Here is a 24951-nt window from a genome sequence, read left to right on the forward strand (position 1 = left end):
AGCGGGTCGGGGGCGCCGAGGTCCGTCTTGGTGGCGCCGGCCACCGGCCACCGGCGCAGGAGCACCGCCGCCGCGCCGGTGAGGACCAGCCAGCCGACCACGCCGGTGATACCGGCGATCGCCGGGTTGTAAGACGCCTGCGCGTCACCGACGAGGGCGACCACCGTCGCGGAGCTGTTGAACGCGGCGTGGGAGATGGCCGCCCGCCGGAGGGCGGGAACCGCGCCCCGCCGCGTTCCGCCGACCGGCGCGGGCCTGGCGGGTCCTTGTCGGCGGGTTCCCTCCGCCGGAAGATGATCCCAGGCCGTGCGCGCCGCAGGAGGGCGCGTGCGAGCCGTCCGAGACCCGACCCGCCAAGGAGTGCGATCCATGCCCGATTTCGTCGGCGCCGTCGACCAGGGGACGACGAGCACCCGCTTCATGATCTTCGATCACGGCGGGAACGAGATCGCCCGGCACCAGCTGGAGCACGAGCAGATCCTCCCGCGGGCGGGCTGGGTGGAGCACAACCCCACCGAGATCTGGGAGCGGACCCGGTCGGTCATCGAGACCACGCTGAACCGGGCGAACCTGGTCGCCTCCGACCTGGCCGCGCTGGGCATCACCAACCAGCGCGAGACCACGCTGGTGTGGAACCGCCGGACCGGCCGGCCGTACGGCAACGCGATCGTCTGGCAGGACACCCGGACCGACCGGATCGCCGCCGCGCTGGACCGCGACGGCCGGGGCGAGGTCATCCGGAGGAAGGCGGGACTGCCCCCGGCGACCTACTTCTCCGGCGGGAAGATCCAGTGGATCCTGGAGAACGTCGACGGCGTGCGCGCGGCGGCCGAGGCCGGGGACGCCCTGTTCGGCACCACCGACACCTGGCTGCTGTGGAACCTCACCGGCGGCCCGCACGGCGGCGTGCACGTCACCGACGTCACCAACGCCAGCCGCACCATGCTCATGGACCTGGAGACGCTGGACTGGGACGACGAGCTGCTGTCGTTCTTCGGTGTACCCCGCGCGATGCTGCCGCGGATCATGCCCTCGTCCTGCCCCGGCCTGTACGGCGTGACCCGCGCCGACGGACCGCTCGGCGGCGAGGTGCCCCTCTCCGGTGACCTCGGCGACCAGCAGGCCGCGACCGTCGGCCAGGTCTGCTTCACCCCCGGCGAGGCCAAGAACACCTACGGCACCGGCAACTTCCTGCTGCTCAACACCGGCCAGGAGCCGGTCCGCTCCGAGCACGGCCTGCTGACCACCGTCTGCTACCAGTTCGGCGACGACAAGCCGGTGTACGCGCTGGAGGGCTCGATCGCCGTCACCGGCTCGGCCGTGCAGTGGCTGCGCGACCAGCTCGGGATCATCTCGGGCGCGGCGCAGAGCGAGGCGCTGGCCCGGCAGGTGGACGACAACGGCGGCGTCTATTTCGTGCCCGCGTTCTCCGGCCTGTTCGCCCCGTACTGGCGCTCCGACGCGCGCGGCGCCATCGTCGGCCTGTCCCGCTACAACACCAACGCGCACCTGGCCCGGGCCACGCTGGAGTCGATCTGCTACCAGACGCGGGACGTGGTCGAGGCGATGCAGCAGGACTCCGGCGTCGTGCTCGACGTGCTCCGGGTGGACGGCGGGGTGACCGCCAACGACCTGTGCATGCAGCTGCAGGCCGACATCCTCGGCGTGCCGGTCTCCAAGCCGGTGGTGGCCGAGACCACGGCGCTCGGCGCCGCCTACGCCGCCGGGCTGGCCGTCGGCTTCTGGTCGTCCACCGACGAACTGCGCAGCAACTGGCTTCAGGACCGCCGCTGGGAGCCGCAGTGGTCCGGCGAGCGGCGCTCCCGAGGCTACGCCGGCTGGAAGAAGGCCGTCACCCGCACCCTCGACTGGGTCGACGTCGACGAGCAGTGACGGCGCGGACGCGGGGCGCGCCCGGCGGCGTGCCCGCGCCCTACGGGCCCACCTGGTGGAAGAAGACGCCGCGGGCGTCGCCGACGCGGCCGGTGGACAGGAACCGGGTGGTGCCCGGGAACGCGGCCAGGGTGGAGAGATGGGCGCCGTCCGGGGCGGCGGCGACCGGGCTGACCGTCCAGGCTCCGGTGGCGGAGCGGTGCGCCAGGACGGAGGCGTAGGCGTTGTCGTCGGTGAAGGCGAGGAACCAGTGGCCGCCCCGGCCGTCGGGGACGGGGCCGACGTTCTCGGACCAGGTTCCGGTGCCCGCGGTCACCTCCTCGGCCTGCCAGCGTCCCCCGGTACGGCTGAGCAGCAGCGGCGTGGTGGTCTGCGTCGTGTCGCGGGAGACGCTGGCGGTGATCCGGACGCCGGAGGCGTCGGCGGTCACGCCGTTGAGCGCGTAGTGGGCCGAGGGCTCGACCGGCAGCACGTCGCCGAGGGGGGTGGTCTCCCAGCTCCTGCCGTCGTAGTGGCCGATCAGCGGCCGGTCGCTGTCCTGCCCGGCCGACCCGACGGCCCAGATGTCGGTGGCGGAGCGGGCCGAGGCGTGGGTGACGGTCATCGGGACCTCGGCCCTGGCCCAGCCCGCCCGGGTGTGGTGCCAGCTCTCCATGCCGAACAGCCAGACGTCGTCGTCGTCCACGACCGTCAGCTGCCAGGCGGACAGGGCCGGGATGCGCTCCACCACCGTCCACTCCCGGCCGTCCCAGCGGAGCGTCACCACGTCGGAGTCGTCACCGCTCGTCACGGCCCACACGTTCTCCGGCGACGAGCCGCCGGCGGACACGAGGGAGTCGCCGATCCCCGCCGGGAGCCCGCCGTCGCGCCACCGCTCGCCGTCCCAGCGGTAGGAGGTAGGGCCGAGCTGCCAGTAGCCGAACCGCCGTGTGCCGAACGCCCACGCGTCCCGCTCGCCGAGCGGGACGACGGTGGCGTGGAACTCCAGGGAGGCCGCGCGGTGGGCCAGCGGCCACCGGTCGTTCCCCGACCCGGCCGAGCCCAGGCCGGGCAGGACGCCCAGTGCCGCGACGACGGTCACCATCGCCCAGACCAGCAGCGCCGGCACTCTCCTCATGTGAACCGCTCCTGATCATGAGGGGGTTCGATCCGGCGAGGGCGCCGGCCGTAGAGCCCGTGAGGGGACGCGCCGGAGCCGGCTCGGACGAGCCCGGGTGGACCGGGGCCTCCACGGTCGGGGCCCCTGCCGCGGACGTGGACGAACAGCGTCACAGCGCGGTGAATCCCCAGGATACGGACGCCGGGGCACTGCTCGACGCCCTCAGGACGGCACCCGGGCGCCCCTTCCCGGCCGGCTCCGTCCGGGTCCCGTGCCGGTGCGGCCGATGCGGCCGGTGCGGCCGGGACCTCGGCCGCTTCGGCGACGTCAGCGGAGCTTCCACAGCTCCGGGGGGACCACGGGGTTGCCGGGGGCGGGGGGCTTGGTCGGAGCGGGGCTGCCGGTGGGAGCGGGAGTGACGGTGGGCGTGGGAGTGGGTGTGGGCGTGGGCGTGCCGGGTGAGCCGCCGTTCTGGTCCAGGCCGAGGGACTTCAGGATCGTCGGGAAGGACGTCTTGAACTCGCGCTCCCAGTACGGCCAGCTGTGCGTGCCTCTCTTGTAGAAGTTCACCGTCGGCTTGACGCCGTACGCGCGGAGCTTGGTGATCAGGTGCCGGGCCGTGTAGGTCGAGAGCGGCTCGCCCAGGTGGGCCGGGTGCCACTCGGCGTCGGGAGCGTCGAACTCGCCCTTGAGGCCGGTCCTGCTGCCGGAGATGTAGATGGTCACGCCCTGCAGGTTCTTGGCGTACGCGGTGGGGTCGTTGGCCTTCCAGACGTCCCGGTTCCTGATCGGGTCGCCCCAGAGCGCCTTCGGGTCCTGGCTGCCCTTCTCCTGGGCGCGCATGATGGCGGAGGGCACGCCCGGCAGCCGGGTGGACAGGATGCCGCTGTGCGCGCCGACGAAGCGGAACATGCCCGGGTTCTTGGCGGCGTACTTCATCGCGCCGTGGGCGCCCATGGAGATGCCGCTGACGGCCCGCCGGGACCCGGCCTTGTAGCCCGACTCCAGGAGGCCGATCAGCTCCTTGGTGTGGAAGGTCTCCCAGGCGGGCGGGCCGCCCTTGCCGCCGTTGTACCAGTCGCTGTAGTTCCCGGTGGCGCCGGCCTCGGGCATCACGACGATCGCGTCGACGTTCGCGGTCATCTCCTCGATGCCGGTCTGCCGGGTCCAGGAGGTGTAGTTGTCCGCACCGCCGTGGAACAGGTAGAGCACCGGCCAGGTGCGGTTCGCCTGCTTCGACCATCCCTTGGGCAGCAGCAGCCGGACCGGGAGCTGGGCGTTCACCGCCGGGGACGAGACCGTGAGGTCGACCGTGCGCGGATCGAGCCAGTTCTCCTGGACGACCTGCGGGCCACCGGGCAGCGCGGCGGGCCAGGGGCCGGACGGGCTCGTGCCCGGGTCCAGCGTGTACCGGGTGGCCTGGCCCGCCGGGGCCGAGGCCTGGAGGGGCGCCGCGTACGCCGCCGTCGGCAGGGTCACGGCCGCCGCGGCGGCGAGCGCCAGGAGTCCGTGTCGGGCAGATCGCATGGGTCATTCCTTCCATATGGCCCCGGGGCCGGGGGCCGTGGCAGGCGACCCTAGACGCGATCATCGAGTGCCCGCCATGCACATCGGCCACGAAACGGCGGTGAACGTTTTGCCTCACGGACAAATCCGCGCGGGCGAATCCATCGAATCCGCCTGATTCGTGCGGCGGATGCGCTCCGGCGCGCACCCGGGGCCGTTCTCAGAGATCGCCCGTGAGGAGCTCCTCGCCGCCGCCGGAGGACTCGTCGGACAGGACCGGCTCGCCCGAGGACAGGCCGAGCGCGGCCAGGATCATCGGGTAGGAGCGCCGGAACTCCCGCTTCCAGTACGGCCAGCTGTGGGTGCCGTCCTGGTAGAGGTGGACCACCGGCTTGATGCCGAGCAGGCGGAGCCTGGTGACCAGGTCCTTGGTGGTGTAGGCCGAGACGGGCTCGCTCAGGTGCGCCGGCGACCAGGGGGTGCCCGGCGCGTCGAGCTCGCCGGGGAGGCTGGTCATGCCGCTGGAGATGTAGATGCTCACGCCGCGCAGGTTCCTGACGTACGTGGCGGGGTCGTTGGCCTTCCAGACCTTCCGGTTCCTGACCGGGTCGCCCCACAGGGCCTTCGGGTCCTTGCCCTCGGCGGCCTGGGCGTTCATGACGAGCTCCGGGATGCCCGGCAGCCGGGTGGACATGAGGCCGCTGTAGGCGCCGACGAAGCGGAACATGCCGCGGTTCTTCGCGGTGTACTTCATCGCGCCGTAGGCGCCCATGGACAGGCCCGCGACGGCCCGGCGGCTCCCGGCCCGGTAGCCGGTCTCCAGCAGGCGGCGGAGCTCCTTCAGGTGGAAGGTCTCCCACCGGGGCGGGCCGCCCCTGCCGCCGTTGTACCAGTCGCTGTAGTTCCCCGCCCGCCCCGCCTCGGGCATCACGACGATCGCGTCCAGATCCTCGGTGATCTTCGCGACGTCGGTCATCCGGGTCCAGGAGGTGTAGTCGTCCGCGCCGCCGTGGAGCAGGTAGAGCACCGGCCAGGTGCGCTTCGCCTTCTTCGACCAGCCCTTGGGGACCAGCAGCCGGACCGGGATCTGGGCGTTCACCGCCGGGGACGAGACCGTGAGGTCGACCATGCGCAGGTTGAACCAGCGCTCCTTCACCACGCGCGCCCTGCCGGGCAGCGCGGCGGGCCAGGGACCCGCCGGGCTCCTGGCCGCCTTCTTCCTCCTCGCGGGGGAGGCGCTCGGGGAGGCGCTGGGGCTCGCGGACGGGCCCGGCTCGGGGGAGGCGCTCGGCTTCACGGCCGGAGCGGCCTCGGCGTGCGCGACCGGAGGCGCTCCCACCGGCAGGCCGAGGAGCAGCGAGGCCGCCAGCACGACCGCCAGCACGACCGCCAGTGAGCCCGGCAGCGAGCCCGGCAGTGAGCCCGGCAGCGAGCCCGGCAGTGAGCCCGCCGACGCGCCCGGCAGTGAGCCCGCCGACGCGCCCGGCAGTGAGCCCGCCGACGCGCCCGGCAGTGAGCCCGCCGACGCGCCCGGCAGCGAGCCCGCCGGTGGGCTCGGCAGCGAGCCCGGCAGTGAGCCCGGCAGGGCCGGGATTCCGCGTCGGGCAGGGCGCATGTCCATCCTCCACCGTCCCGTGGCTGTGAGAGCCGTGGCAGGCGACCTTAGGCCGGGCTGCGGGAGGCTGATATGGACGTCCGCAACGAAATGCCGGCCCCGCTTGCGCTCCGGAGACAAACCCGTCCGCGTCCGACTCGCCGTACGCACCCGTTGTCACGCCTATGACAAAACGTCCTGGTGGATTGTGGTCCGCCAGGACTGCCCCGTACCGGCCCCCGTGGGTAAGTTGGCCGATCACCTCGGCCGTCGTTGGGAGTCGCCCCGTGGACCTGCTCGGTGAAGACGACATCCGCCGTTTTCTCTCCGAACGCCTCTCCGTCCGCTGCCGCATACCCCTCGCCCACGTCGACCCCGACCGTCCCCTGGAGGAGTTCGGGCTCTCGTCGCGTGACGCGGTGGCGGTCGCGGGAGAGCTGGAGGCGCTGCTCGGCCGGGAGCTCGGGCCGACGCTGGTCTGGGAGTACCCCACGATCAACCGCCTCGCCCGGGGCCTGGCCGCGCGGCCCGTACGGCAGGCCGACCCGCAGGCCGTACGGCACGCCGCGGACGAGCCGGTCGCGGTGATCGGCGTCGGCTGCCGCCTGCCCGGCTCCGTCCACGGGCCCGAGGACCTCTGGCGGCTGCTCATGGCGGGCGGCGACGCGGTCGGCGAGGTCCCCGAGGGCCGGTGGGAGGCCTTCGACGACGGCTCGGCGCGCACCGCCGAGGCGCTGGCCGCCACCACCCGGCACGGCGGCTTCCTCGACGACGTGGCCGCCTTCGACGCCGACTTCTTCGGGATCGTCCCCGGCGAGGCCGAGAAGATGGACCCGCAGCAGCGGATGCTGCTGGAGACGGCCTGGGAGGCGCTGGAGCACGCCGGGATCGCGCCGCGCTCGCTGCGCGGCAGCCGCACCGGGGCGTTCGTCGGCATCTCCGGGAACGAGTACGCCCACCTGACCACCGCCGACGCCTCGACGGTGGACGCCTGGACGGCGACCGGGGCGGCCTTCAGCATCGCCGCGAACCGGCTCTCCTACGTGCTCGACCTGCGCGGGCCCAGCCTCGCGGTGGACACGGCCTGCTCGTCGTCGCTGGTGGCGACGGACCTGGCGGTGCGGAGCCTGCGGGCGGGGGAGAGTGACCTGGCGCTGGCGGCCGGGGTGAACCTGCTGCTCTCGCCGGTCGTCACGATGGCCTTCGACCAGGGCGGCGGGACCGCGCCCGACGGCCGGTGCAAGGCGTTCGACGCCTCGGCCGACGGCATGGTCCGCGCCGAGGGCTGCGGCGTGGTGGTGCTCAAGCGGCTGTCCGACGCGCTGCGCGACGGCGACCGGGTGCTCGCCGTCGTCCGCGCCACCGCGGTGAACCAGGACGGCCGCTCCAACGGCCTGGTCGCGCCCAACCCCGAGGCGCAGGAGGAACTGCTGCGCGCCGCCTACGCGGGGCTGGAGCCGCCGGACTACATCGAGGCGCACGGCACCGGGACCTTCCTCGGCGACCCGATCGAGGCGCGGGCGATCGACGCGGCCCTGCCCGAGGGGCACCGGGTCCTGCTCGGCTCGGCCAAGAGCAACCTCGGCCACCTGGAGGCCGCGGCCGGGGTCACCGGCCTGATCAAGACCGTCCTCGCCCTGCACCACGGCGTGATCCCGCCCAGCGCGCACTTCGAGAAGCCGAATCCGCACATCCCCTGGGAGCGCCTGGAGGTCGTCACCGCTCCCACCCCCTGGCCGGGCGCGCCGGACACGCCGGACCGGCCGGGCGGGCGCCCCCGTGCGGGCGTCTCGTCCTTCGGCTTCGGCGGCACCAACGCCCACGTCGTCCTCGACGCGGCTCCCGCCCCCGCGACCGCCCTCGCCGCCGGAGAACCCGCCGACCGCGGCGAGCGCGGCGACCGGCTCTTCCTGCTCACGGACCTCACGGCCGACCGGGTGCGCGAGTACGCCGGGCTGCTCGCGGACCGGATCGCGGACGGCCCGTGGGACCTGGACGACGTCGCCCGCACACTCGCCCGGCGCGCGGGCCGGGGCCGGGTCGGCGCCGCCGTGGTGGCGCGGGACTCCGCCGGGCTGGTCGCCGGGCTGCGCGCCGTACAGGAGGGCAGGCCCACCGCCGTGCCCGTCGCCCCGGCGGGCACGCCCGCCGCCGCCGTGGCGACGGGCACGGCGGCCGGCGGACGGGGCCCGGTCTGGGTGTTCGGCGGCTACGGCTCGCAGTGGGCCGGGATGGGCGCCCGGCTGTACGCGCACGAGCCCGTCTTCGCCCACGCGATCGACGAGCTGGACGCCCTCTTCCGCGCCGAGGCGGGCATCCCGCTGCGGGAGATCGTCACCGGGGGCGGCGAGCCCGGGGGCGTGGCCACGGCCCAGCCGCTGATCTTCGCGCTCCAGGTGGCGCTGGCCCGGCTCTGGACCTCCCACGGCGTGCGGCCCGCCGCCGTGATCGGGCACTCGATGGGCGAGGTCGCCGCCGCGGTGGTCGCGGGCGGGCTCGGCCTGGCGGACGCGGTCAAGGTGATCTGCCGCCGGGCCCGGCTGCTCGGCACGCTCGGCGGCGGCGGTGCCATGGCCGTGCTGGAGGTGGCGGCCGAGGAGGTCCCGGCCGACCTGCACGTCGCCGTGCACTCCTCGCCCCGGCAGTGCGTCGTCACCGGCGACCCGGACCGGGTCGCGGCCTTCGCCGCGGAGGTGGAGGCGCGCGGCCTGCTCTCCCGGGTGCTGACCGCCGAGGGCGCCGGGCACTCGCCCCAGGTCAAGCCGCTCCTGCCGAAGCTGCGCGCGGAACTCGACGGGATCGAGGGCGGCAAGCCGGAGATCGAGTTCTACTCGACCGTGTTCGACGACCCCCGTGAGGTCCCGACCTTCGAACCCGCCTACTGGGCCGCCGGGGTCCGCCGCCCGGTCCGGCTGATGACCGCGCTCCAGGCCGCGGCCGAGGACGGCCACACCGTCTTCACCGAGGTCGGCCCCCACCCGGTCCTGGCTGCGGCGCTGCGCGACACCCTCCCGGCGGGCACGGCGGTCACGCACTCGCTCCGCCGGGGCCACGACGAGGAGTTCGCCGCCCAGCTGGCGGCCGTCGCCGTCGCGCTCCCCTCGGCGGACCTCGCCCCGTACGGGACGCTCGCCGACCTGCCCCTGCCGAGGTGGCGGCACCGGCGCCACTGGGTCCCCGCCACCCGGCGCGCCGTCCTGCCGACCGGTTCCCACCCGCTGCTCGGCACGCACGTCGAGAGCCCCGCCGGGCACGTGTGGACCACGGTCGCGGAGGACCTGTCCGACGCGCCCTGGCGGCTGGACCCCGCCTGCTGGAAGCCGTACGGCCTGCCGGTGCTGCCGCTGGCGGCGGTGGCGGCCCTCGCTCAGGCGGCGGCGTTCGAGGCGTGGGGCCGGGCCGAACTGGCCGACATCACCCTGGAGGGCCTGCTCCCGCTGCCCGCCACGGTCGTCACCACCGTCACGCCGTCCGGCGAGGTGGAGATCGACGCCAGGGACGCCGCGGGGACCTGGATCCGGTACGGCACCGCGACGGTCGTCACCGACGCGCCTCCGGCCGCGGCGGTCCCGAGCCCGGCGGAGCTGGCCGCGCGGCTGCCCGGAGGCCCGGCGGCCCGGCCGGACGGGCGAACGGATGAACAGCCGGACGGGCGAACGGATGGACGAACGGACGGGTGGCAGGCGGTGACCGAGCCGGTGCCGGTGCCGGTCTCGATCGGGTTCCTCGGCTCGGACGGCACGCCCGAGCGGGTGCGGACCCGGAGGATCCCGGCGACCGCCGTGCCGGTCCCGCTCACCGCCAAGCTGGTGGGCCGGGTCTGGGCGGAGAGCCCGCTTGCCCCGTACCCGCACCCGGTCGCGGTCGCGGGCGCGGGCGCGGCCGTCCATGCCGTGGTCACCGGCTCCGCCTCCTCCCACAGTGCGCCGGTCGGCGGCTCCGCCTCCTCCCACAGTGCGCCGGTCGGCGGCTCCGCCTCCTCCCACAGTGCGCCGGTCGGCGGCTCCGCCTCCTCCCACAGTGCGCCGGTCGGCGGCCCGGCCCGGTCCTGGCTGCTCGTGGCGGGCGAGGGGGACGGCCGGGCCGAGCGGCTGGCCGAGGCCCTGACCGCCGCCGGGCAGGCCGTGCAGCGCGCCGCCCTGCCCCGGACCGGTCCCGTCCCTGCCCCGCGTCCCGCGCCCCTCCCCGCCGGGCCGGCCCCCGACGAGACCGTGGTGCTGGTCCCGGCCGGGTTGGACCCGGCCGGGGCCGAGTCGGTGATCCTCGCCGTCACCCGGCTCGTCCGCGACCTCACCGGGACCGGGACGCGGCTGCGCCTGGCCACCGAGCGGGCGCAGGCCGTACTCCCCGGAGAGCGGCCGGACCCCGGAGCCGCCGCGCTGCGCGGCCTGGTCCGGGTGCTGGCCTTCGAGCACCCCGACCTGCGCGCCTGCCTCGTCGACGCCGACGGCCCCGGCGCGCTCCTGACGGAGCTGACCGGGACCCCGGCCGGCGCCTCCGGCTCCCCTGTGGGTTCCCCGGGCGGTTCACCCGTGGGCTCTCCGGGCGGCTCACTCGACGACGAGGTCGCCTGGCGGGACGGCGTCCGCCTGGCCGCCCGCCTGGCCGCCCTGCCGCTCGGCGACCTCCCCCTTCCCGGCGTCGGCGCCCCGGCCGTCCGGCGCGGCGGAAGCTATCTGATCACCGGCGGGTACGGCGGGCTGGGCCTGGTCGTGGCCCGCTGGCTGGCCGAGCGCGGAGCCGGGCGGATCGTGCTCGGCGGACGCTCGGGACCGACCCCGGAGGGGGACGAGGTCATCGAGGAGCTGCGCGACCTCGGCGCGGACGTCCGGGTGGTCACCGGCGACCTGGCCGAGCCCGGGACGGCGCGGCGGCTGGTGGAGGCGGCCGTCGCGGGCGGTCTGCGGCTGCGCGGCGTGGTGCACGCCGCGGGCGTGCTGGACGACCGCCTGGTCACCGACGTCGGGGCCGGGGACCTGCACCGGGTCTGGTCGGCGAAGGTCCACGGCGGACTGGCGCTGCACGAGGCGACCAGGGGAGGCGACCTGGACTGGTGGGTGGCGTTCTCCTCCGCCGCCGCGCTGCTCGGCTCACCGGGCCAGGCCGCCTACGCCGCGGCCAACGCCTGGCTGGACGCGCTCTGCGACCTGCGCAGGGCGCAGGGGCTGCCCGGCACGACCATCAACTGGGGCACCTGGACCGAGGCCGGCGGGGCGGGCAGGGCGGCACTGCCCGCCGTGGCGCCGATCACCCCGGGCGAGGGCGTGGAGGCGCTGGAGGCCCTGATCCGCCGCGACGTGCCCGCCGCCGGAGTGGTCCGGCTGAACGCGGCCGAGGCGGTCGCCGCCTTCCCCGGCATCGTGCGCATGCCGTACTTCGCCGAGCTGGCCGAGGCGGCCGGCGCGCAGGCGGCTCCCGGGAGCGGGGGGTGGCCGGGCGCGGAGGCGCTGGGCGGGCTGGACCCGGCCGAGGCGCTGGCGGTGGTCACCGCCCGGGTCGCCGAGCGCACGGCCGTCGTGCTGGGCTTCGAGCCGGACTGGCTCCAGGAGGGCACGGTGCTGACCGAGGCGGGACTCGACTCGCTCGCGGCCACCCGGGTGCGCGGGGTGATCGAGCACGACTTCGGGGTGGCGGTCCCGGCGGCGCTGCTGCTGAAGGGGGCGACGCTCGGCGACCTCGCCGCGGCCGTCGCCGCCGAGCTGGGCGTCAGCGGCGCCGCCGAGCGGGCGGCCGTGGCCCGGACGCGTCCGGTCGGGCCCAGGGACGCGGCGGAGCGCCGGGTGGTGGCCGTCCTGGCGCGGATCCTGGGCCGCGAGCCCGGGGTGGACGAGGAGGTGCCCGCCGAGGCCCTGCCCGCCGTGCTCGCCGAGCTCGGCCTGGCGCGGAGCGCCGCGCGGGACGGCGCGCCGACCGGCGCGGCCCTGGCCGACCTGGTGCGGCGGGCGGACGAGGAGGAGGCCGCCGCCGGTGTGGTCCGCCCGCTGACCCCGGCGGCCCGGGCGTACCTGGCCCGGAGGGCCGGGACGGCCGGACGGACCGGAACGGCCGGAACGACGGGAGAGACCGGGACGGCTGGAACGACCGGGGCGGAGGGGCCGCCGGAGCGGCCGCTCTTCCTGGCGCACCCGGCCGGCGGGACCACGGGGGTCTACGCGCAGCTGGCGGAGCTGCTCGGCGCGGGCCGGGTGGTGTTCGGCCTGGAACGGCTGGAGGAGCAGGCCGGGCCGGGAGGGGCGGGCGGTGCCGGCCACGGGGTGGAGGAACGGGCCGCCCGCTACGTGGAGGAGATCAGGAAGGTGCAGCCGGAGGGGCCGTACCGGCTGGGCGGCTGGTCGTTCGGCGGCATCCTCGCCTTCGAGATCGCCCGGCGGCTCGGCGCGGAGGACGTCGAGCTGGTGGCGATGATCGACTCCGGCCTGCCGGACGAGACGGCGCGGGAGGAGCGCCTGAGGATCACCGCCCGCCGGTACGCCGACTTCGCGGACTACCTGCGCGAGACGTACGGCGTCGCGGTCGAGCTCGGCTACGACGAGCTCGCGGAGCTGGACGAGGCCGGGCAGCTCGCCCTCACCGAGGAGCGCGTCGCCGCCTCGGGGGTGCTGGACCTGCTGGGCGAGGCGATCCTGCGCCACCAGATCACCTCGCACGCCGACACGCGGGCCATCGAGGGCTACCGGGCGGGGACCTTCACCGGCCGGGTGGTGCTCTACCGCTCGACCGAGCCGACCCCGTGGGCGGTCGAGGACGTCCGCTACGCCCACGCCGACGACCCCACCCGGGGCTTCGGCCCGCACAGCCCGGGACTGGAGATCGTCACCGTCCCCGGGTCGCACCACCTCAACCTGCTCGACCCGCCCCACGTCGAAGTCATCGCCGCTCACCTTGGAGGTCAGCTATGACCCTCGCACAGGCCGTCGTCGACGGTGCCGATCCGGAAGAGCTCGCCCGCCTGGAGGTGCCCACCACCTTCCGCGCCGCGCACACCCGCAAGGACCAGGTCGGCATGTTCGGCCCGGCCCCGCACGGCACCGACGGCGTGGACAAGGACATCACGCAGTCCATCCACGTCGGCGAGGTGCCGATGCCGGAGCTCGCCCCCGACGAGGTGCTGATCGCCGTCATGGCGAGCGCCATCAACTTCAACACCGTGTGGACGGCCATGTTCGAGCCGATCCCCACCTTCGCGTTCCTGAAGCGGTTCGGCCGCCTCGACCCCCGGCACGACCAGGACTTCCACGTGGTCGGCTCGGACGCCTCCGGCGTCGTCGTCCGGACGGGCGAGGGCGTGCGGCACTGGAAGATCGGCGACCGGGTCGTCGTCTCGCCCGCCTACGTCGACGCCGAGGAGCCCATCACCCACTCCGACTCGATGCTCGGCGAGGAGCTGCGCGCCTGGGGCTTCGAGACGAACTACGGCGGGCTGGCCGAGTTCGCCGTCGTCAAGGCCACCCAGCTGCTGCCCAAGCCCAAGCACCTGAGCTGGGAGGAGGCCGCCTGCAACATGCTGTGCGCCTCCACCGCCTACCGGATGCTCGTCAGCCCCCGCGGCTCCCGCATGAAGCAGGGCGACGTGGTGCTCGTCTGGGGCGCCACCGGCGGTCTCGGCGCGTACGGCGTGCAGCTGGTCAGGAACGGCGGCGGCATCCCGGTCGGCGTGGTCAGCTCCCCGGCCAAGGCCGACCTGCTGCGCCGGATGGGCTGCGAGCACGTCGTCGACCGCTCGCAGTTCGAGCACCTCGACGACGAGAAGGCATGGCGGGCCTTCGGCGCGGAGATCCGCCGCCAGGTGGGCGAGGACCCGCACATCGTCTTCGAGCACACCGGCAAGGACACCTTCGGCGCGTCCGTCTACGTCGCCCGGCGCGGCGGCTCCGTCGTCACCTGCGGCTCCTCCAGCGGGTACGCGCACACCTACGACAACCGGCACCTGTGGATGAAGCTGAAGAGCATCATCGGCTCGCACGGCGCGAACTACCAGGAGTGCCACGAGGTCAACCGGCTGCTCTCGCTGGGCATGCTGCAGCCCGCCCTCTCGGCGGTCTACCCGCTGGACGGGACCGCCGAGGCCGCCCGCGCCGTGCAGCTCAACCGGCACGTCGGCAAGGTCGGCGTGCTCGGCCTGGCCCCCGCCGAGGACCTCGGCATCGAGGACCACGCCCTGCGCGAGCGCATCGGCGAGGACCGCATCAGGATGTTCCGGAGCTGACTCTCCGGCGCGGCCGGTCAGGCGGCGCCGAAGCCGGTGGTGGCCTGCCGGGCGCGCAGGACGATCTCCAGCTCGAAGCGGACGTCGGGGTCGGAGAGCTGGTCGCCGTAGAGCTCCTCCAGCTGCCGGAGCCGGTAGCGCACGGTCTGCGGGTGCACGTGGAGCCGGGCGGCGACCTCCCCGGCGCCGCGCCCGTGCCGCAGCCACGCCAGCAGCGTCTCGGCCAGCCGGTCCTGCTGGCTGGGGCGCAGGTGGGCCAGGGGCGCGAGCCGTACCTCGGCGAGGGCCTCGACGAGCTCCTCGTCCTTGAACACGACGAGGGTGGCCATGTGCTCGGAGCAGCGGATCAGGTTCCTGCCGTCGCCGAGCACGCCGCGACGGCCCAGCTCCAGCGCCTCCCGGGCCCAGCGGAGCGAGGTGGCGGCGGCCTCCAGCGGCACGGCGGGGCCGATCGCGGCCTTCCAGCCGCGCAGCCCGGCCTCCAGGGTCTGCGCCTGGCCGGGGCCGTTGGGGTCGGGCACGATCAGGCAGGGGTTGGGCCGGTCGAGCCCGGCCAGCACGTCCGGGGGGAGCGAGGGCGGCCGGTAGCCGCCGCACTGCTCGTCCAGCGCGACCCCGGCGACGGTCCGGGGCAGCCGCCAGCCGGCGGCCTTGGCCAGGTCGGCGACGGCGTCGGGGGAGGCGGCCGGCCGGCTGAGCAGCAGGTTCAGCAGGCGGTGGCGGCGGCGCTCCATCTCCCCGGCCACCTGAGCCCTGGCCTCGTCGTAGCCCTCGGCGGCGGCGTCGGCGATCTGGTCCAGGTAGACGAAGATGGCCTCGCCCAGGTCGTAGAGCTGCTGCGGGGTGATGCCGAGGGGCTCGGCCTGCTCGGTCAGGCCCCGCCAGGCCACCCGCGCGCCCAGCCGCAGCGCGGTCTGCAGCGGATCGAGGTTGCGGCCCTCGTTGGCCTCGCCGCGCCCGATCGTGCGGAACACGTCGGCCTCCAGCGGCATGCTCGGATTCTCGATCCGGTCGACGAACTGGCGCAGCGCCTCGTCGACGGCCAGCCGTACGGCCTTGACGTACAGGGTGTCGGCCGGCCGGGAGTACTCAGGGATGCGCAGCGTGATCTCGTCGATCACCTGCTCGGCGACCAGGGAGAGGCCGGGCCTCAGCCGCCGGGCCACCTCGGCGGGGGTGGACCTCCACAGCCTCTGGTCGGATGTGTCGTGCGATCTGGCCCGGCGACCGCCCAGTCCCCTGACCGCGGTCCTTACGTGTTCCTTCGTCGCCACAGACCCTCCCGTCGGAGTGCGCCTCATGTTCTGACGTGACAAACACTGCTCTGACGTGACAGACACTCGTCAGTAAGCAAACGCTTGTTACTGTGGCGTGTGCAACACCTGAAACGTCCCGCGGCGGGGATTGAGACCTATCCGAGATAGGCGGCGAACTCCTCCAGGGAGATGAGGCCGTCGCCGTCGCCGTCCATCCGCTGGATCGCCGCCGCCGCGGCCTCGGGGGTGAGGGGCTGGCCGAGCACCTCCATCAGGCGCGACAGCTCGCTGACCGAGATCAGGCCGTCGCCGTCGACGTCGACCATGTTGAACGTGAGTGCGTAGTCGCTGGCCATGGGATCCGCCTTCCGGGTGCGGAGGAATCAGACGGCATGCACCTTAGCGTCAGATCCCTCTCGCACCCGGAAAAGCCTCACACCACGCCCCGTGTCGCGGCTCCTACAGCACCGCGCCCGAGCCCTCGCGGGGCCGGGCGGGGCGCTTGGTCTGCTTGGGCTGCGGCGGCGGCGCCTGGTTGCGCTTCTCGAAGACGATCGCCAGCGGCGTCGCGACGAACGCGGAGGAGAGCGTGCCGACGATGATGCCGATCAGCAGCGCCACGGCGAAGTCGTTGAGCGAGGAGCCGCCCAGCACGGCCAGCGCGGCCAGGATGAACAGCGCGCCCAGACCGGTGTTCACCGTGCGCGGCACCGTCTGCAGGACCGCGGCGTTGGCGATCTTGGCGAACTCCGCCTTGCGCTGCTCGCCCCACATCTCGCGGACCCGGTCGAAGACCACGACCTTGTCGTTGACCGAGTAACCGATGACGGTCAGCATCGCCGCCAGGAACACGCCGTCGATCGGCTTGCCCGTCCACGCGAACACGCCGATCACGACCGCCGCGTCGACGGCCAGGGTCAGCACGGCCGCCAGGCCGAAGGTCCAGCGGAACCGGAACGCCAGGTAGGCCAGCTGCGCGGCGAGCGCGACGGCCAGCGCGATCAGGGCGTTGCGGCGCAGCTCCGCGCCCATGCTCGGGCCGATGAGCTCGTCGCGGACCTTGTTCGCCTGGCCGGCCTCGCGCTCCAGCGCCGCCTCGATCCGGTTCACCTCGGCGTTGCCGATCTGGCCGGTCCGCACGGAGATGTCCTTGCCGGAGGTCTGCACGACCGCGCTGGGGAACCCGGCGTCGGCGACCAGGTCGCGCGCGGTGTCGGCGGTGATGGGCTTGGTGGTGGAGTACTCGATGATCCGGCCGCCGGTGAACTCCACACCGAAGTTCATGCCGCGCACCGCGACCCCGGCCAGCGCCGCGGCCGCCACCGCCGCGGCGACCACGATGTAGGTCACGTGCCGGCGCATCAGGTCGGGGCCGTGCTCGTTCAGCCACGTGCGGAGCCGGCCGATGCCGGCCAGGCCGGTGATCTTCGGCCGGGCGGAGACCGCCCGCCGGTTGACCGCCCACTGCGCGATGACCCGGGTGATGACCATCGCGGTGAACATCGAGACGATCACACCGATGGAGAGCGTCACACCGAAGCCGCGCACCGGTCCGGAGGCCAGGAAGAACAGCAGCCCGGCGGCGAGCAGCGTGGTGATGTTGGAGTCGGCCACCGCGCTCCAGGCGTGCCGGAAGCCGTTCTCCAGCGCCTGCCGGAGCCGCGTCCCGCCGCCGGCCGCCGCGGACGCCCGGCGCTCGGCCTGCTTCGACCCCCCGGTCTGCGGCCGGGCGGCGTACTCCTCCCGGGCGCGTTCGAAGACCAGCACGTTGGCGTCCACGGCCATGCCGATCGCGAGCACGAAGCCCGCCAGGCCGGGCAGCGTGAGGGTCGCGCCGAGCGCCACCAGCGCCGCGTAGGAGAGCAGTCCGTAGCAGGCCAGCGCGAAGGCGGCGACGAGTCCCACCAGCCGGTAGACGATGATGATGAACAGCGCGGTGAGCGAGACGCCGATGACGGCGGCCTGGGCGCTGGCCTCGATCGCGGCGGCGCCGAGGGTCGGCCCGACGGTCCGCTGCTCGACCACCTCGACCGGGACCGGGAGCGAGCCGCCCTCGATCAGCACGGCCAGCTCCTTGGCCTCCTCGGTGGTGAAGGTCCCGGTGATCTGGGTGGAGTTGCCGGGCAGGCCCACGTTGCAGGCCACGTCCTCGTTCACCTGGGGCGAGACGAGAACCTTGCCGTCGAGCACGATGGCGACCCGCCGCTTCGGGTCACCGGACGGGTTGCAGGCCGCCTCGCCGGTCAGCTTCGGCCACGCCTGGCTGCCCTTGCCGCGGAAGTCGATGGTGACGAACCAGCCGCCGCCCGACTGGGGGTCGATGCCGGCCTCGGCGGCGCCGACGTCGTCGCCGCTGAGCCGGGCCGGACCGATGAGGATCTTGCCGCCGTCCTCGTCGGCGATGACCTGCTCGCCCTTGCCGGGCTTGGTGTTCGCGTCCGCGACGCCGAGCACGGGGTGGATGGTCAGCTGGGCGGTCTTGCCGATGACCTCGGCGGCCTTGGTCGGGTCGAGCACGCCGGGCAGCTCGACGATGATCCGCTGCTCGCCGGAGCGGGCCAGCGTCGGCTCGGACACGCCCAGCGCGTCGACGCGGCGCCGGAGCACCTCGAGGGTGCGGTCGGTGGTCTCGGCGTCGGCCTTGACGGTCGGGGCGTCCCTCGTCTCCAGGACGATCTGGGTGCCGCCGCGCAGGTCGAGACCGAGGCGCGGCGTCATCGTCAACGCTACGTAGAGTGATGATGCGATCACGACGAACGCCGCGATCGCGCGTACCAGCGGGGCACGCGACATGGAAGCCTCCACAGGCTCGTGAACGGGAACGGTCTCCGCGTAGGGCGGAGCACCCCCGGACACGGGACCGCGGGGTGCTCAGCCGCCCGTGGAGGGAGGCGCGCGACCCGACCGGACGAGCAGGGCCGCGAGCGGCCGGGGGTCGTCGCGCAGGGCGGGACGGGCGCCGGAGCCCGGGCCGGCCGGCAGGCACCGGACGGACTGCGGCAGTGTGGAGAGCGGGGGCCCGCCGCCCGCGCCGGTCCCGGGGAGGGCGGACGGGGACGCGTGGTAGCGCTCGCCCGCGGGGACCTGGCGGGAGAACGGGTGGTGGTCGGGGACGGCCTTGGCGACGGCCGGGCCGTACAGCGCCGCCGCGGCGGCGGGCGCGGCCGCGCCGCCGGAGACGAAGAGCGGGAGCAGGAGGGCGAGCAGCCAGCCGAAGGGCGCGCCGCACCTCCGCTGCCGCATGACGCCTCCCGTCGGGTTCTCCGGCCACCTGACGGTGATCCCCCTCACCATAACGCGCCGTACCCGTCCCGGCCGGTCATCGCGGCCGTTCCGGCGGAGACCGCCGCCGGACTGTCATGAAAGCCTCAAGCCGGGGTAGTGCGCCCGCATGCGACTGACCACAACCGCGGACCTGTGGTGGAAGAACGCCGTGGTCTACTGCCTGGACGTCGAGACCTACAAGGACGGCAACGGGGACGGCATCGGCGACTTCCGCGGCCTGACCCAGCAGATCGACCACCTGGACCGGCTCGGGGTGACCTGCATCTGGCTGATGCCGTTCTTCCCGACCCCCGGCCGCGACGACGGCTACGACATCACCGACTTCTACTCCGTGGACCCCCGCCTGGGCACCCTGGGCGACTTCGTGGAGTTCATGCGGACCGCCCGGGACCGGGGCATCCGGGTCATCGCCGACCTGGTGGTCAACCACACCTCCGACGAGCACCCCTGGTTCGTCGAGGCCCGCTCCGGCCGCGACTCCGCCAAGCGCGACTGGTACGTCTGGTGCGACGACCCCGACCCCGTCGACCCGAAGGCCCTGGTCTTCCCCGGGGTGGAGGACAGCATCTGGACCTTCGACGAGGGCAGCGGCCAGTACTACCTGCACAAGTTCCACCACTTCCAGCCGGACCTGAACATGGACAACCCCGAGGTCCGCGACGAGATCACCCGCATCCTCGGCTTCTGGATGGAGCTCGGACTGTCGGGCTTCCGGGTGGACGCGGTGCCGTTCCTGCTGGAGGGGCTGGGCGGCGACCCGCACTCCTTCCTCGCGGACCTGCGGGCCTTCCTGAACCGCCGCGACGGCGGCGCGATCCTGCTGGGCGAGGTCAACCTCCCCTACCCGGAGCTGATGAAGTACTTCGGCAACGGCAACGGCGACCAGGTCACCATGTGCTTCGACTTCGTCGGCATGCAGCGCTTCCACCTGTCGATGGCCCGCCAGGACCCGGGGGCGCTGGCCGAGGCGCTGCGGGAGCGGCCGCGGCCGCCGAAGGACTGCCAGTGGGCGTCCTTCGTCCGGAACCACGACGAGCTGACCCTTGACAAGCTCACCGAGGCCGAGCGGCAGGAGGTCTTCGACGCCTTCGGGCCGGAGAAGGACATGCAGATCTTCGGCCGGGGCCTGCGCCGCCGGCTGCCCCCGATGCTCGGCGGCGACCTGCGCCGGCTCAAGCTGGCCTACAGCGTGCTGTTCTCGCTGCCCGGCACGCCGGTGCTCTTCTACGGCGAGGAGATCGGCCTGGGGGAGAACCTGGAGGCCGAGGGGCGGATGGCCGTGCGAGTACCCATGCAGTGGGCGCCGAGCGGCGGATTCTCCCGGAACGAGGTCCGCACCCCGGCGCCCCCGGTGACCGGCGAGTACGGCCCGGGCAACGTCAACGTCGACGTCCAGCGCCGCGACCCGGACTCGCTGCTGCGCTGGGTGACGATGCTGATCGAGCGCTACCGGGAGTCGCCGGAGCTGGCCTGGGGCGCCTACCGGGTGCTGGACGCCGGGGACGAGGCCGTGCTCGCCCACCGGGCCGACGCCGAGGGCGGCACCGTGGTCGCCGTGCACAACTTCGCCGGCCGGGACGCGGAGGTGGAGCTGGTCCTGGACGACCTCGGGGACCCGTGCGTCCTGGTCGACCTGCTGGTGGACGGCACGCTGGGCGTCCCGCCGGACCGGCGGGTGCGCTTCACCCTCGGCCCGTACGGCTGCCGCTGGCTGCGCGTCGCCGAGCCCGACGAGCTCCCGGAGGACGCCTCGGCGAAGGGGCTCTGACCGGGCCGGTCCGCTCACGGACCCGGAGGACGCCTCGGCGAAGGGAACCGGTCACCTCCCGGTCCGCGCCGGATCACCTCTCGGCTCGCGCCCGGACAGGGCCGGGGGGAGAAGAGGCCCCGCACCACCCGGTGCGGGGTTTTCTCATGCCCCCTCTTGCCTGGCTAACTTTGTTAGCCTAAAGTTGTGGCTAACAAAGTTAGCCAAGGAGGAAGCCGTGCTCACCTGGATCCTGGTCGCCATCGCGGTTCTGCTCGCCGTCCCCGTCGTGAGCTACCTCTGGACCCTGGCCAGGCCGCACAGGGTCCGTACGGAGACCGAGATCACGGCCTCCCCCGAGCGGGTCTGGGCGGTGCTGACCGACCTCGCCGCCTATCCGGAGTGGAACCCGTTCATCGTGAGCGCCGAGGGCGAGCCGCGCGCCGGCGCGACGCTCACCAACCGGATCTCCGGCAACGGGGGCACCATGACCTTCAGCCCGAAGGTCCTGGTCGCCGCCCCGGGCCGGGAGCTGCGCTGGATCGGCCGCTTCCTGATGCCGGGCATCGTGGACGGCGAGCACTACTTCCTCATCGAGGACCTCGGTGGCGGCCGGGTCCGGTTCGTCCAGGGCGAGACCTTCACCGGCGCGCTCGTGCCCTTCGCCGGGAGCACCCTGGACGTGGCCGGCGGCTTCGCGGCGATGAACGAGGCGCTGAAGGCGCGGGCCGAGCAGACGGCCGACGAACCGCGCTGAGAGGATGCCCCGGTCAGGACCACGGCCCGAGGGCCGTGGTCTCCACGACGGGAGGCATCGATGAGCGGTCAACCGGAACGCCCGTGGAGCGGCCGGCCGGAACCGAGCCCTCTCACCCCCCGCGCGGCGCAGATCGCGGCGGCCGCGCGGGAGCTGCTGGAGGAGGAGGGGCACGAGGCCCTCACCATGCGGGCGCTGGCCGACCGGCTCGGCATCCGGGCGCCCTCGCTCTACAAGCACTTCCCCGACAAGGCGGCCGTCGAGGCCGTCCTCATCGAGCGCGGCCTCGCCGAGATCGGCGCCATCCTCCACGCGGCTCTGGAGGAGCACGCCGGGGCCGAGGACGGGACCGGCGCGATCGGCGCCGTGCTGCGGGCCTACCGGGCCGCGGCCCTCGACCGTCCCAACCTCTACCGCCTGGCCACCTCCGGCGAGATGCCCCGCGCGCGCCTCGCCCCCGGGCTGGAGGAGTGGTCGGGCACGCCGTTCTTCCTGGCGGCGGGCGAGCCGTACCTCGCGCAGGCGCTGTGGTCCTTCGCGCACGGCATGGTGATCCTGGAGCTCGACGGCCGCTTCCCCGAGGGGTCCGATCTGGAGCGCACCTGGGCCGAGGGCGCCCGCGCGTTCGCCGCCCGCCGGGCCCGCGAGGTGTGACCGGGCACCTGATCCGCGCGGCGCGGTGGCCGGGCGCCGCCGGTCACGGCAGCCTGGGAGAGTCCGGATTCCCCTTAACCACGTATGCTACGGGCCGATATTCTCATCGACCCGGTTCCCGCCAGAGAAGGAAGATCACCGTGTACAAGGAGTTCGCGATCGAGGCCGTGGTGTGGCTCATCCCCGTGGCCGTCCTCCTCGCCCTCGCCTGGATGATCACGGCGACGGCCTGACTCCACCACCGGGCGCCGTACGCGGTGCCGGAGGGGGAACGACGGGTCGGGAAAGACCTCACACCCCCCGTGGCACGGTCGCGTCCCACCACCGGGTGGGGCGCGACCGTTCCGTTTCCCGGGCCCTCTCCGCTTCCGGGCCCCCGCCGCGAGCGCCGGTGTCCGCACGCCGGTCACGGCCGCCGGGCGTGGCGGTCAGCCGAGGACCGGGAAGTTGCTGCGGACCACCCCCTGCGGGTCGTGCCGGCGCTTGACGTCGCGGAGCCGGGCGAGGGCGTGCGGGGCGAAGGCGTCCGCGGCCGTCTCCCCCGGGGTCAGGAAGGTGTAGGGCTTGCGGCCGCTGCCGTACGGTGCGAGGGCCCGGACGAGGTCGCGTTGCCTGGCCCGGACGGCCGCCGCGGCGGCGGGCGTGGACGGGATCCCGAACAGATAGAGCGCGTAGGACTCGGCGAGGGGACCGTGCGGGCTGTCGGAGGGGCGGGCCAGGGCGCCGCCCAGGTGCCGGATCTGCACGCTGAGCAGAGGGTCGATGGGCTCCTCCAGGAGCGCCTTGGCAGCGGTGCCGTCCAGGCCGGTGAGCAGCTCGCCGCGTGACATCCCGGGGCCGGGGTCGGTGGGTTCGGCGGTGATCGAGCCCAGGCCGCTGACGGGCATCGGTGCGCGGCTGTCGGAGATCAGCCGGTCGATGCGGTCCAGCGGGCGCAGCAGCGCCCGTGCCGCGGCGGCGTCGCCCAGGTAGGTGGCGTCGACGGCGACCATCGGCGGCGCCGCGGGGAAGTGCAGCAGGTCGGCCCAGACGGTCAGTTCGCCGGGGGCGTCCGCGGTGATCCGCCGGAAGGCGTCGAGGACGTGCGGCGCCTGCTCGGCCGGCCACAGCATGCGGCCGCCGAACAGCGCGGGCGCCGGATGCAGGGCGAACTCGACGGCGGTGACGACGGCGAAGTCGCCGCCGCCTCCGCGCAGCGCCCAGAACAGGTCGGCGTGGGAGTCCGCGGTCACCCGCGCCGGAAGGCCGTCGGCGTCGATGACGTCGAAGGCGGTGACGCTGTCGGCGGCCCAGCCGTACGCGCGGCCGAACCAGCTGAGCCCGCCGCCGAGGGTGTGGCCGGCCACGCTCACCACGGGGGAGCTGCCCGGCAGCCCGGTCAGGCCGTACGGTTCCGCCGCGGCCTGCACCTGACCCCAGGTGGCTCCCGCCCCGGCGCGTGCCAGGCGGGCGGCGGGGTCCACCGTCACTCCGCCGAGCCGGCCGGTGCGCAGCAGGATCACCCCGTCGAGGCCGCCGCCGGCCTCGCCGGTGGCGCCGTGGCCGCTGGGCTGCGCCGACACCGACATCCCCCGGTCGCGGGCGTAGCGGACCAGAGCCGCCACGTCGCCGGTGTCCGCCGCCTCGACCACCGCGGGAACCGGTTGGCGGACGGCCAGATTCCACGGCCGCCTGGCCTGTTCGAATCCGGCGTCGCCGTCCAGCAGCACTCGGCCGCGGACGAGGGAGCGAAGGGCGGTCAAATCACTCATGATCTTTTCCCGATGGGTGGAGGGACAGGATGGACGTGGTGCGCGGTCCCGCGGTTCCCCGGCGACCGCATGCGCGGCGGTGACCGGAGCGGATGCGGCGTTCTCGTCGGTGACGTGTGCCGCGTGCTCCCACGCGGGCCGGAGGGTTCGTCCGGGCGTTCCCACTCTCGGCCGAGGGGGGAGGGCGATCAATGCGGCCCTGTGCAACGATCGTGAAGCCTGGGTTAACGACGGGGGGAGCGCCGTGCTGGAGCGACACGAGCTGGAGGCGTTCCTCACCCTCGCCGAGGAACTGCACTTCGGCCGCACCGCCGAACGCCTGCACGTGTCCACCGCCCGGATCAGCCAGACCATCGCCAAGCTGGAGCGCCGGACCGGAGTCCCGCTGTTCAACCGCACCAGCCGCAGGGTGGAGCTGACCGCGGTGGGGCGAGAGCTTTACGAGGAGGTCCGTCCCGCCTGGGACCGGATCACCACCGCGTTCGAGCGGGCGATCGACACCGGCCGCGGCCTGACCGGCGTGCTCCGGGTCGCCTTCGTCGGCGCGGCGGGCGGGCAACTGCTCATCGGGGCCGCCGGACTGTTCCGCGAACGCCACCCCGAGTGCGACGTCCAGCTCCGCGAAGCGCAGATGGTCGACCTCATGCCCTGGCTCCGCGACGGCGAGATCGACATCGCCCTGGGCACCTTCCCCATCCACGAGCCCGGCATCGTCACCGGGCGGGTCCTGGTGTCCGAGGCGCGCATGCTCGCCGTCTCCCACCGGCACCCCTTCGCCCGCCGGGAGTCGATCCGCACGGAGGACCTGGCCGGGGTGAAGCTTCTCCAGCTGCCCGACACCCTTCCCGGCTCCCTGCGGGAGGACCGCACCCCGCGCACCACCCCCGCCGGGCGGGCGATCGAACCCGGCCCTTCGGCCTCCACGTTCAACGAGATGCTCACCCTCGTCGGCGCCGGTCACGGCGTCTTCCCCGTCGGCGCGCAGGCCAGGCGCTACTATGCCCGCCCCGACGTCGCCTACGTCCCCTTCAGCGACGCCCCGCCGCTGCGGTGGGGCCTGCTCTGGCGGGCCGACGCCGCCACCGCCCGCGTCCGCGCCTTCGCCCAGGCCGCCCACGACCTGCTCTCCGTCCCGTGAACGGCGGCCCCGAGGAGATCGGACCGCCTCTGCCCGCCCGTGCTCCCGGGCCCGCCGGGGCCGCC

Annotated in this window: 15 protein-coding genes; 7 read left to right on the plus strand and 8 right to left on the minus strand. The window is 74.3% G+C overall.

The genetic code is table 11. The annotated features are described in order from the left end of the window. The first annotated feature begins 369 nt into the window (after positions 1 to 369). Positions 370 to 1893, plus strand: coding sequence for a glycerol kinase GlpK (gene glpK / locus ACFOWE_RS21295; RefSeq protein ID WP_377290476.1), 1524 nt, complete (start codon positions 370 to 372; stop codon positions 1891 to 1893). 40 nt (positions 1894 to 1933) lie between these two features. Here the strand turns inward: glpK and ACFOWE_RS21300 are convergent, their stop codons facing one another. The 3 genes from ACFOWE_RS21300 to ACFOWE_RS21310 all read right to left on the minus strand — a co-directional run bounded on the left by ACFOWE_RS21300 (position 1934) and on the right by ACFOWE_RS21310 (position 6113). Beyond that, positions 1934 to 3010, minus strand: coding sequence for a hypothetical protein (locus ACFOWE_RS21300; RefSeq protein WP_377290478.1), 1077 nt, complete (start codon positions 3008 to 3010; stop codon positions 1934 to 1936). Positions 3011 to 3319: 309 nt separating this feature from the next. Continuing rightward, positions 3320 to 4519, minus strand: coding sequence for an alpha/beta hydrolase (locus ACFOWE_RS21305; RefSeq protein ID WP_377290480.1), 1200 nt, complete (start codon positions 4517 to 4519; stop codon positions 3320 to 3322). 199 nt (positions 4520 to 4718) lie between these two features. Then, positions 4719 to 6113: an alpha/beta hydrolase gene (locus tag ACFOWE_RS21310; protein ID WP_377290482.1), complete on the minus strand. Its 1395-nt coding sequence runs from the start codon at positions 6111 to 6113 to the stop codon at positions 4719 to 4721. 266 nt (positions 6114 to 6379) lie between these two features. Here ACFOWE_RS21310 and ACFOWE_RS21315 point away from each other — a divergent pair, with 266 nt between their 5' ends. Further along, a complete protein-coding gene (locus tag ACFOWE_RS21315) occupies positions 6380 to 12991 on the plus strand; it encodes an SDR family NAD(P)-dependent oxidoreductase (RefSeq protein WP_377290484.1) in 6612 nt (2203 codons plus the stop codon). Beyond that, entirely contained in the window at positions 12988 to 14298 is a 1311-nt protein-coding gene (ccrA, locus tag ACFOWE_RS21320) for a crotonyl-CoA carboxylase/reductase (RefSeq protein ID WP_377290486.1), read from the plus strand. Before ACFOWE_RS21315 ends, ccrA begins: the two co-directional genes overlap by 4 nt. 17 nt (positions 14299 to 14315) lie before the next feature. On the opposite strand, the gene ACFOWE_RS21325 is transcribed toward ccrA, so the two are convergent. The 4 genes from ACFOWE_RS21325 to ACFOWE_RS21340 all read right to left on the minus strand — a co-directional run bounded on the left by ACFOWE_RS21325 (position 14316) and on the right by ACFOWE_RS21340 (position 18797). Then, complete coding sequence (locus tag ACFOWE_RS21325; RefSeq protein WP_377290488.1) at positions 14316 to 15572, minus strand: PucR family transcriptional regulator; 1257 nt, start codon at positions 15570 to 15572, stop codon at positions 14316 to 14318. Positions 15573 to 15709: 137 nt separating this feature from the next. Beyond that, positions 15710 to 15910, minus strand: a complete 201-nt coding sequence (locus ACFOWE_RS21330; RefSeq protein ID WP_377290489.1) for an EF-hand domain-containing protein — start codon at positions 15908 to 15910, stop codon at positions 15710 to 15712. Positions 15911 to 16013: 103 nt separating this feature from the next. Further along, positions 16014 to 18347: a protein translocase subunit SecD gene (gene secD, locus ACFOWE_RS21335; RefSeq protein WP_377290491.1), complete on the minus strand. Its 2334-nt coding sequence runs from the start codon at positions 18345 to 18347 to the stop codon at positions 16014 to 16016. Positions 18348 to 18425: 78 nt separating this feature from the next. After that, positions 18426 to 18797, minus strand: a complete 372-nt coding sequence (locus tag ACFOWE_RS21340; protein WP_377290493.1) for a hypothetical protein — start codon at positions 18795 to 18797, stop codon at positions 18426 to 18428. Positions 18798 to 18945: 148 nt separating this feature from the next. Between ACFOWE_RS21340 and ACFOWE_RS21345 the strand changes: the two genes are divergently transcribed. The 3 genes from ACFOWE_RS21345 (at position 18946) to ACFOWE_RS21355 (ending at position 21997) form a co-directional block, all read left to right on the plus strand. Continuing rightward, entirely contained in the window at positions 18946 to 20607 is a 1662-nt protein-coding gene (locus ACFOWE_RS21345; RefSeq protein WP_377290495.1) for an alpha-amylase family protein, read from the plus strand. 217 nt (positions 20608 to 20824) lie between these two features. After that, positions 20825 to 21343, plus strand: coding sequence for an SRPBCC family protein (locus ACFOWE_RS21350; RefSeq protein WP_377290497.1), 519 nt, complete (start codon positions 20825 to 20827; stop codon positions 21341 to 21343). Between the two features lie 60 nt (positions 21344 to 21403). Continuing rightward, positions 21404 to 21997: a TetR/AcrR family transcriptional regulator gene (locus ACFOWE_RS21355; RefSeq protein ID WP_377290499.1), complete on the plus strand. Its 594-nt coding sequence runs from the start codon at positions 21404 to 21406 to the stop codon at positions 21995 to 21997. A 428-nt stretch (positions 21998 to 22425) separates the two neighbouring features. Here ACFOWE_RS21355 and ACFOWE_RS21360 read toward each other — a convergent pair whose 3' ends face one another. After that, positions 22426 to 23748, minus strand: coding sequence for an FAD-binding oxidoreductase (locus ACFOWE_RS21360; protein ID WP_377290501.1), 1323 nt, complete (start codon positions 23746 to 23748; stop codon positions 22426 to 22428). A 244-nt stretch (positions 23749 to 23992) separates the two neighbouring features. On the opposite strand from ACFOWE_RS21360, the gene ACFOWE_RS21365 reads away from it, so the two are divergent. Next, entirely contained in the window at positions 23993 to 24886 is an 894-nt protein-coding gene (locus ACFOWE_RS21365; protein ID WP_377290503.1) for a LysR family transcriptional regulator, read from the plus strand. Positions 24887 to 24951: the final 65 nt, after the last annotated feature.

The organism is Planomonospora corallina (assembly GCF_042650625.1).
Taxonomy (GTDB): domain Bacteria; phylum Actinomycetota; class Actinomycetes; order Streptosporangiales; family Streptosporangiaceae; genus Planomonospora_B; species Planomonospora_B corallina.

Bases quoted from the DNA above. Each gene is read 5' to 3' on its own strand.
- ccrA (WP_377290486.1), top strand. From the start codon at position 12,988: ATGACCCTCGCACAGGCCGTCGTCGACGGTGCCGATCCGGAAGAGCTC.
- ACFOWE_RS21305 (WP_377290480.1), bottom strand. From the start codon at position 4,519: ATGCGATCTGCCCGACACGGACTCCTGGCGCTCGCCGCCGCGGCGGCC.
- glpK (WP_377290476.1), top strand. From the start codon at position 370: ATGCCCGATTTCGTCGGCGCCGTCGACCAGGGGACGACGAGCACCCGC.
- secD (WP_377290491.1), bottom strand. From the start codon at position 18,347: ATGTCGCGTGCCCCGCTGGTACGCGCGATCGCGGCGTTCGTCGTGATC.
- ACFOWE_RS21300 (WP_377290478.1), bottom strand. From the start codon at position 3,010: ATGAGGAGAGTGCCGGCGCTGCTGGTCTGGGCGATGGTGACCGTCGTC.
- ACFOWE_RS21360 (WP_377290501.1), bottom strand. From the start codon at position 23,748: ATGAGTGATTTGACCGCCCTTCGCTCCCTCGTCCGCGGCCGAGTGCTG.
- ACFOWE_RS21345 (WP_377290495.1), top strand. From the start codon at position 18,946: ATGCGACTGACCACAACCGCGGACCTGTGGTGGAAGAACGCCGTGGTC.
- ACFOWE_RS21355 (WP_377290499.1), top strand. From the start codon at position 21,404: ATGAGCGGTCAACCGGAACGCCCGTGGAGCGGCCGGCCGGAACCGAGC.
- ACFOWE_RS21330 (WP_377290489.1), bottom strand. From the start codon at position 15,910: ATGGCCAGCGACTACGCACTCACGTTCAACATGGTCGACGTCGACGGC.
- ACFOWE_RS21340 (WP_377290493.1), bottom strand. From the start codon at position 18,797: ATGCGGCAGCGGAGGTGCGGCGCGCCCTTCGGCTGGCTGCTCGCCCTC.
- ACFOWE_RS21310 (WP_377290482.1), bottom strand. From the start codon at position 6,113: ATGCGCCCTGCCCGACGCGGAATCCCGGCCCTGCCGGGCTCACTGCCG.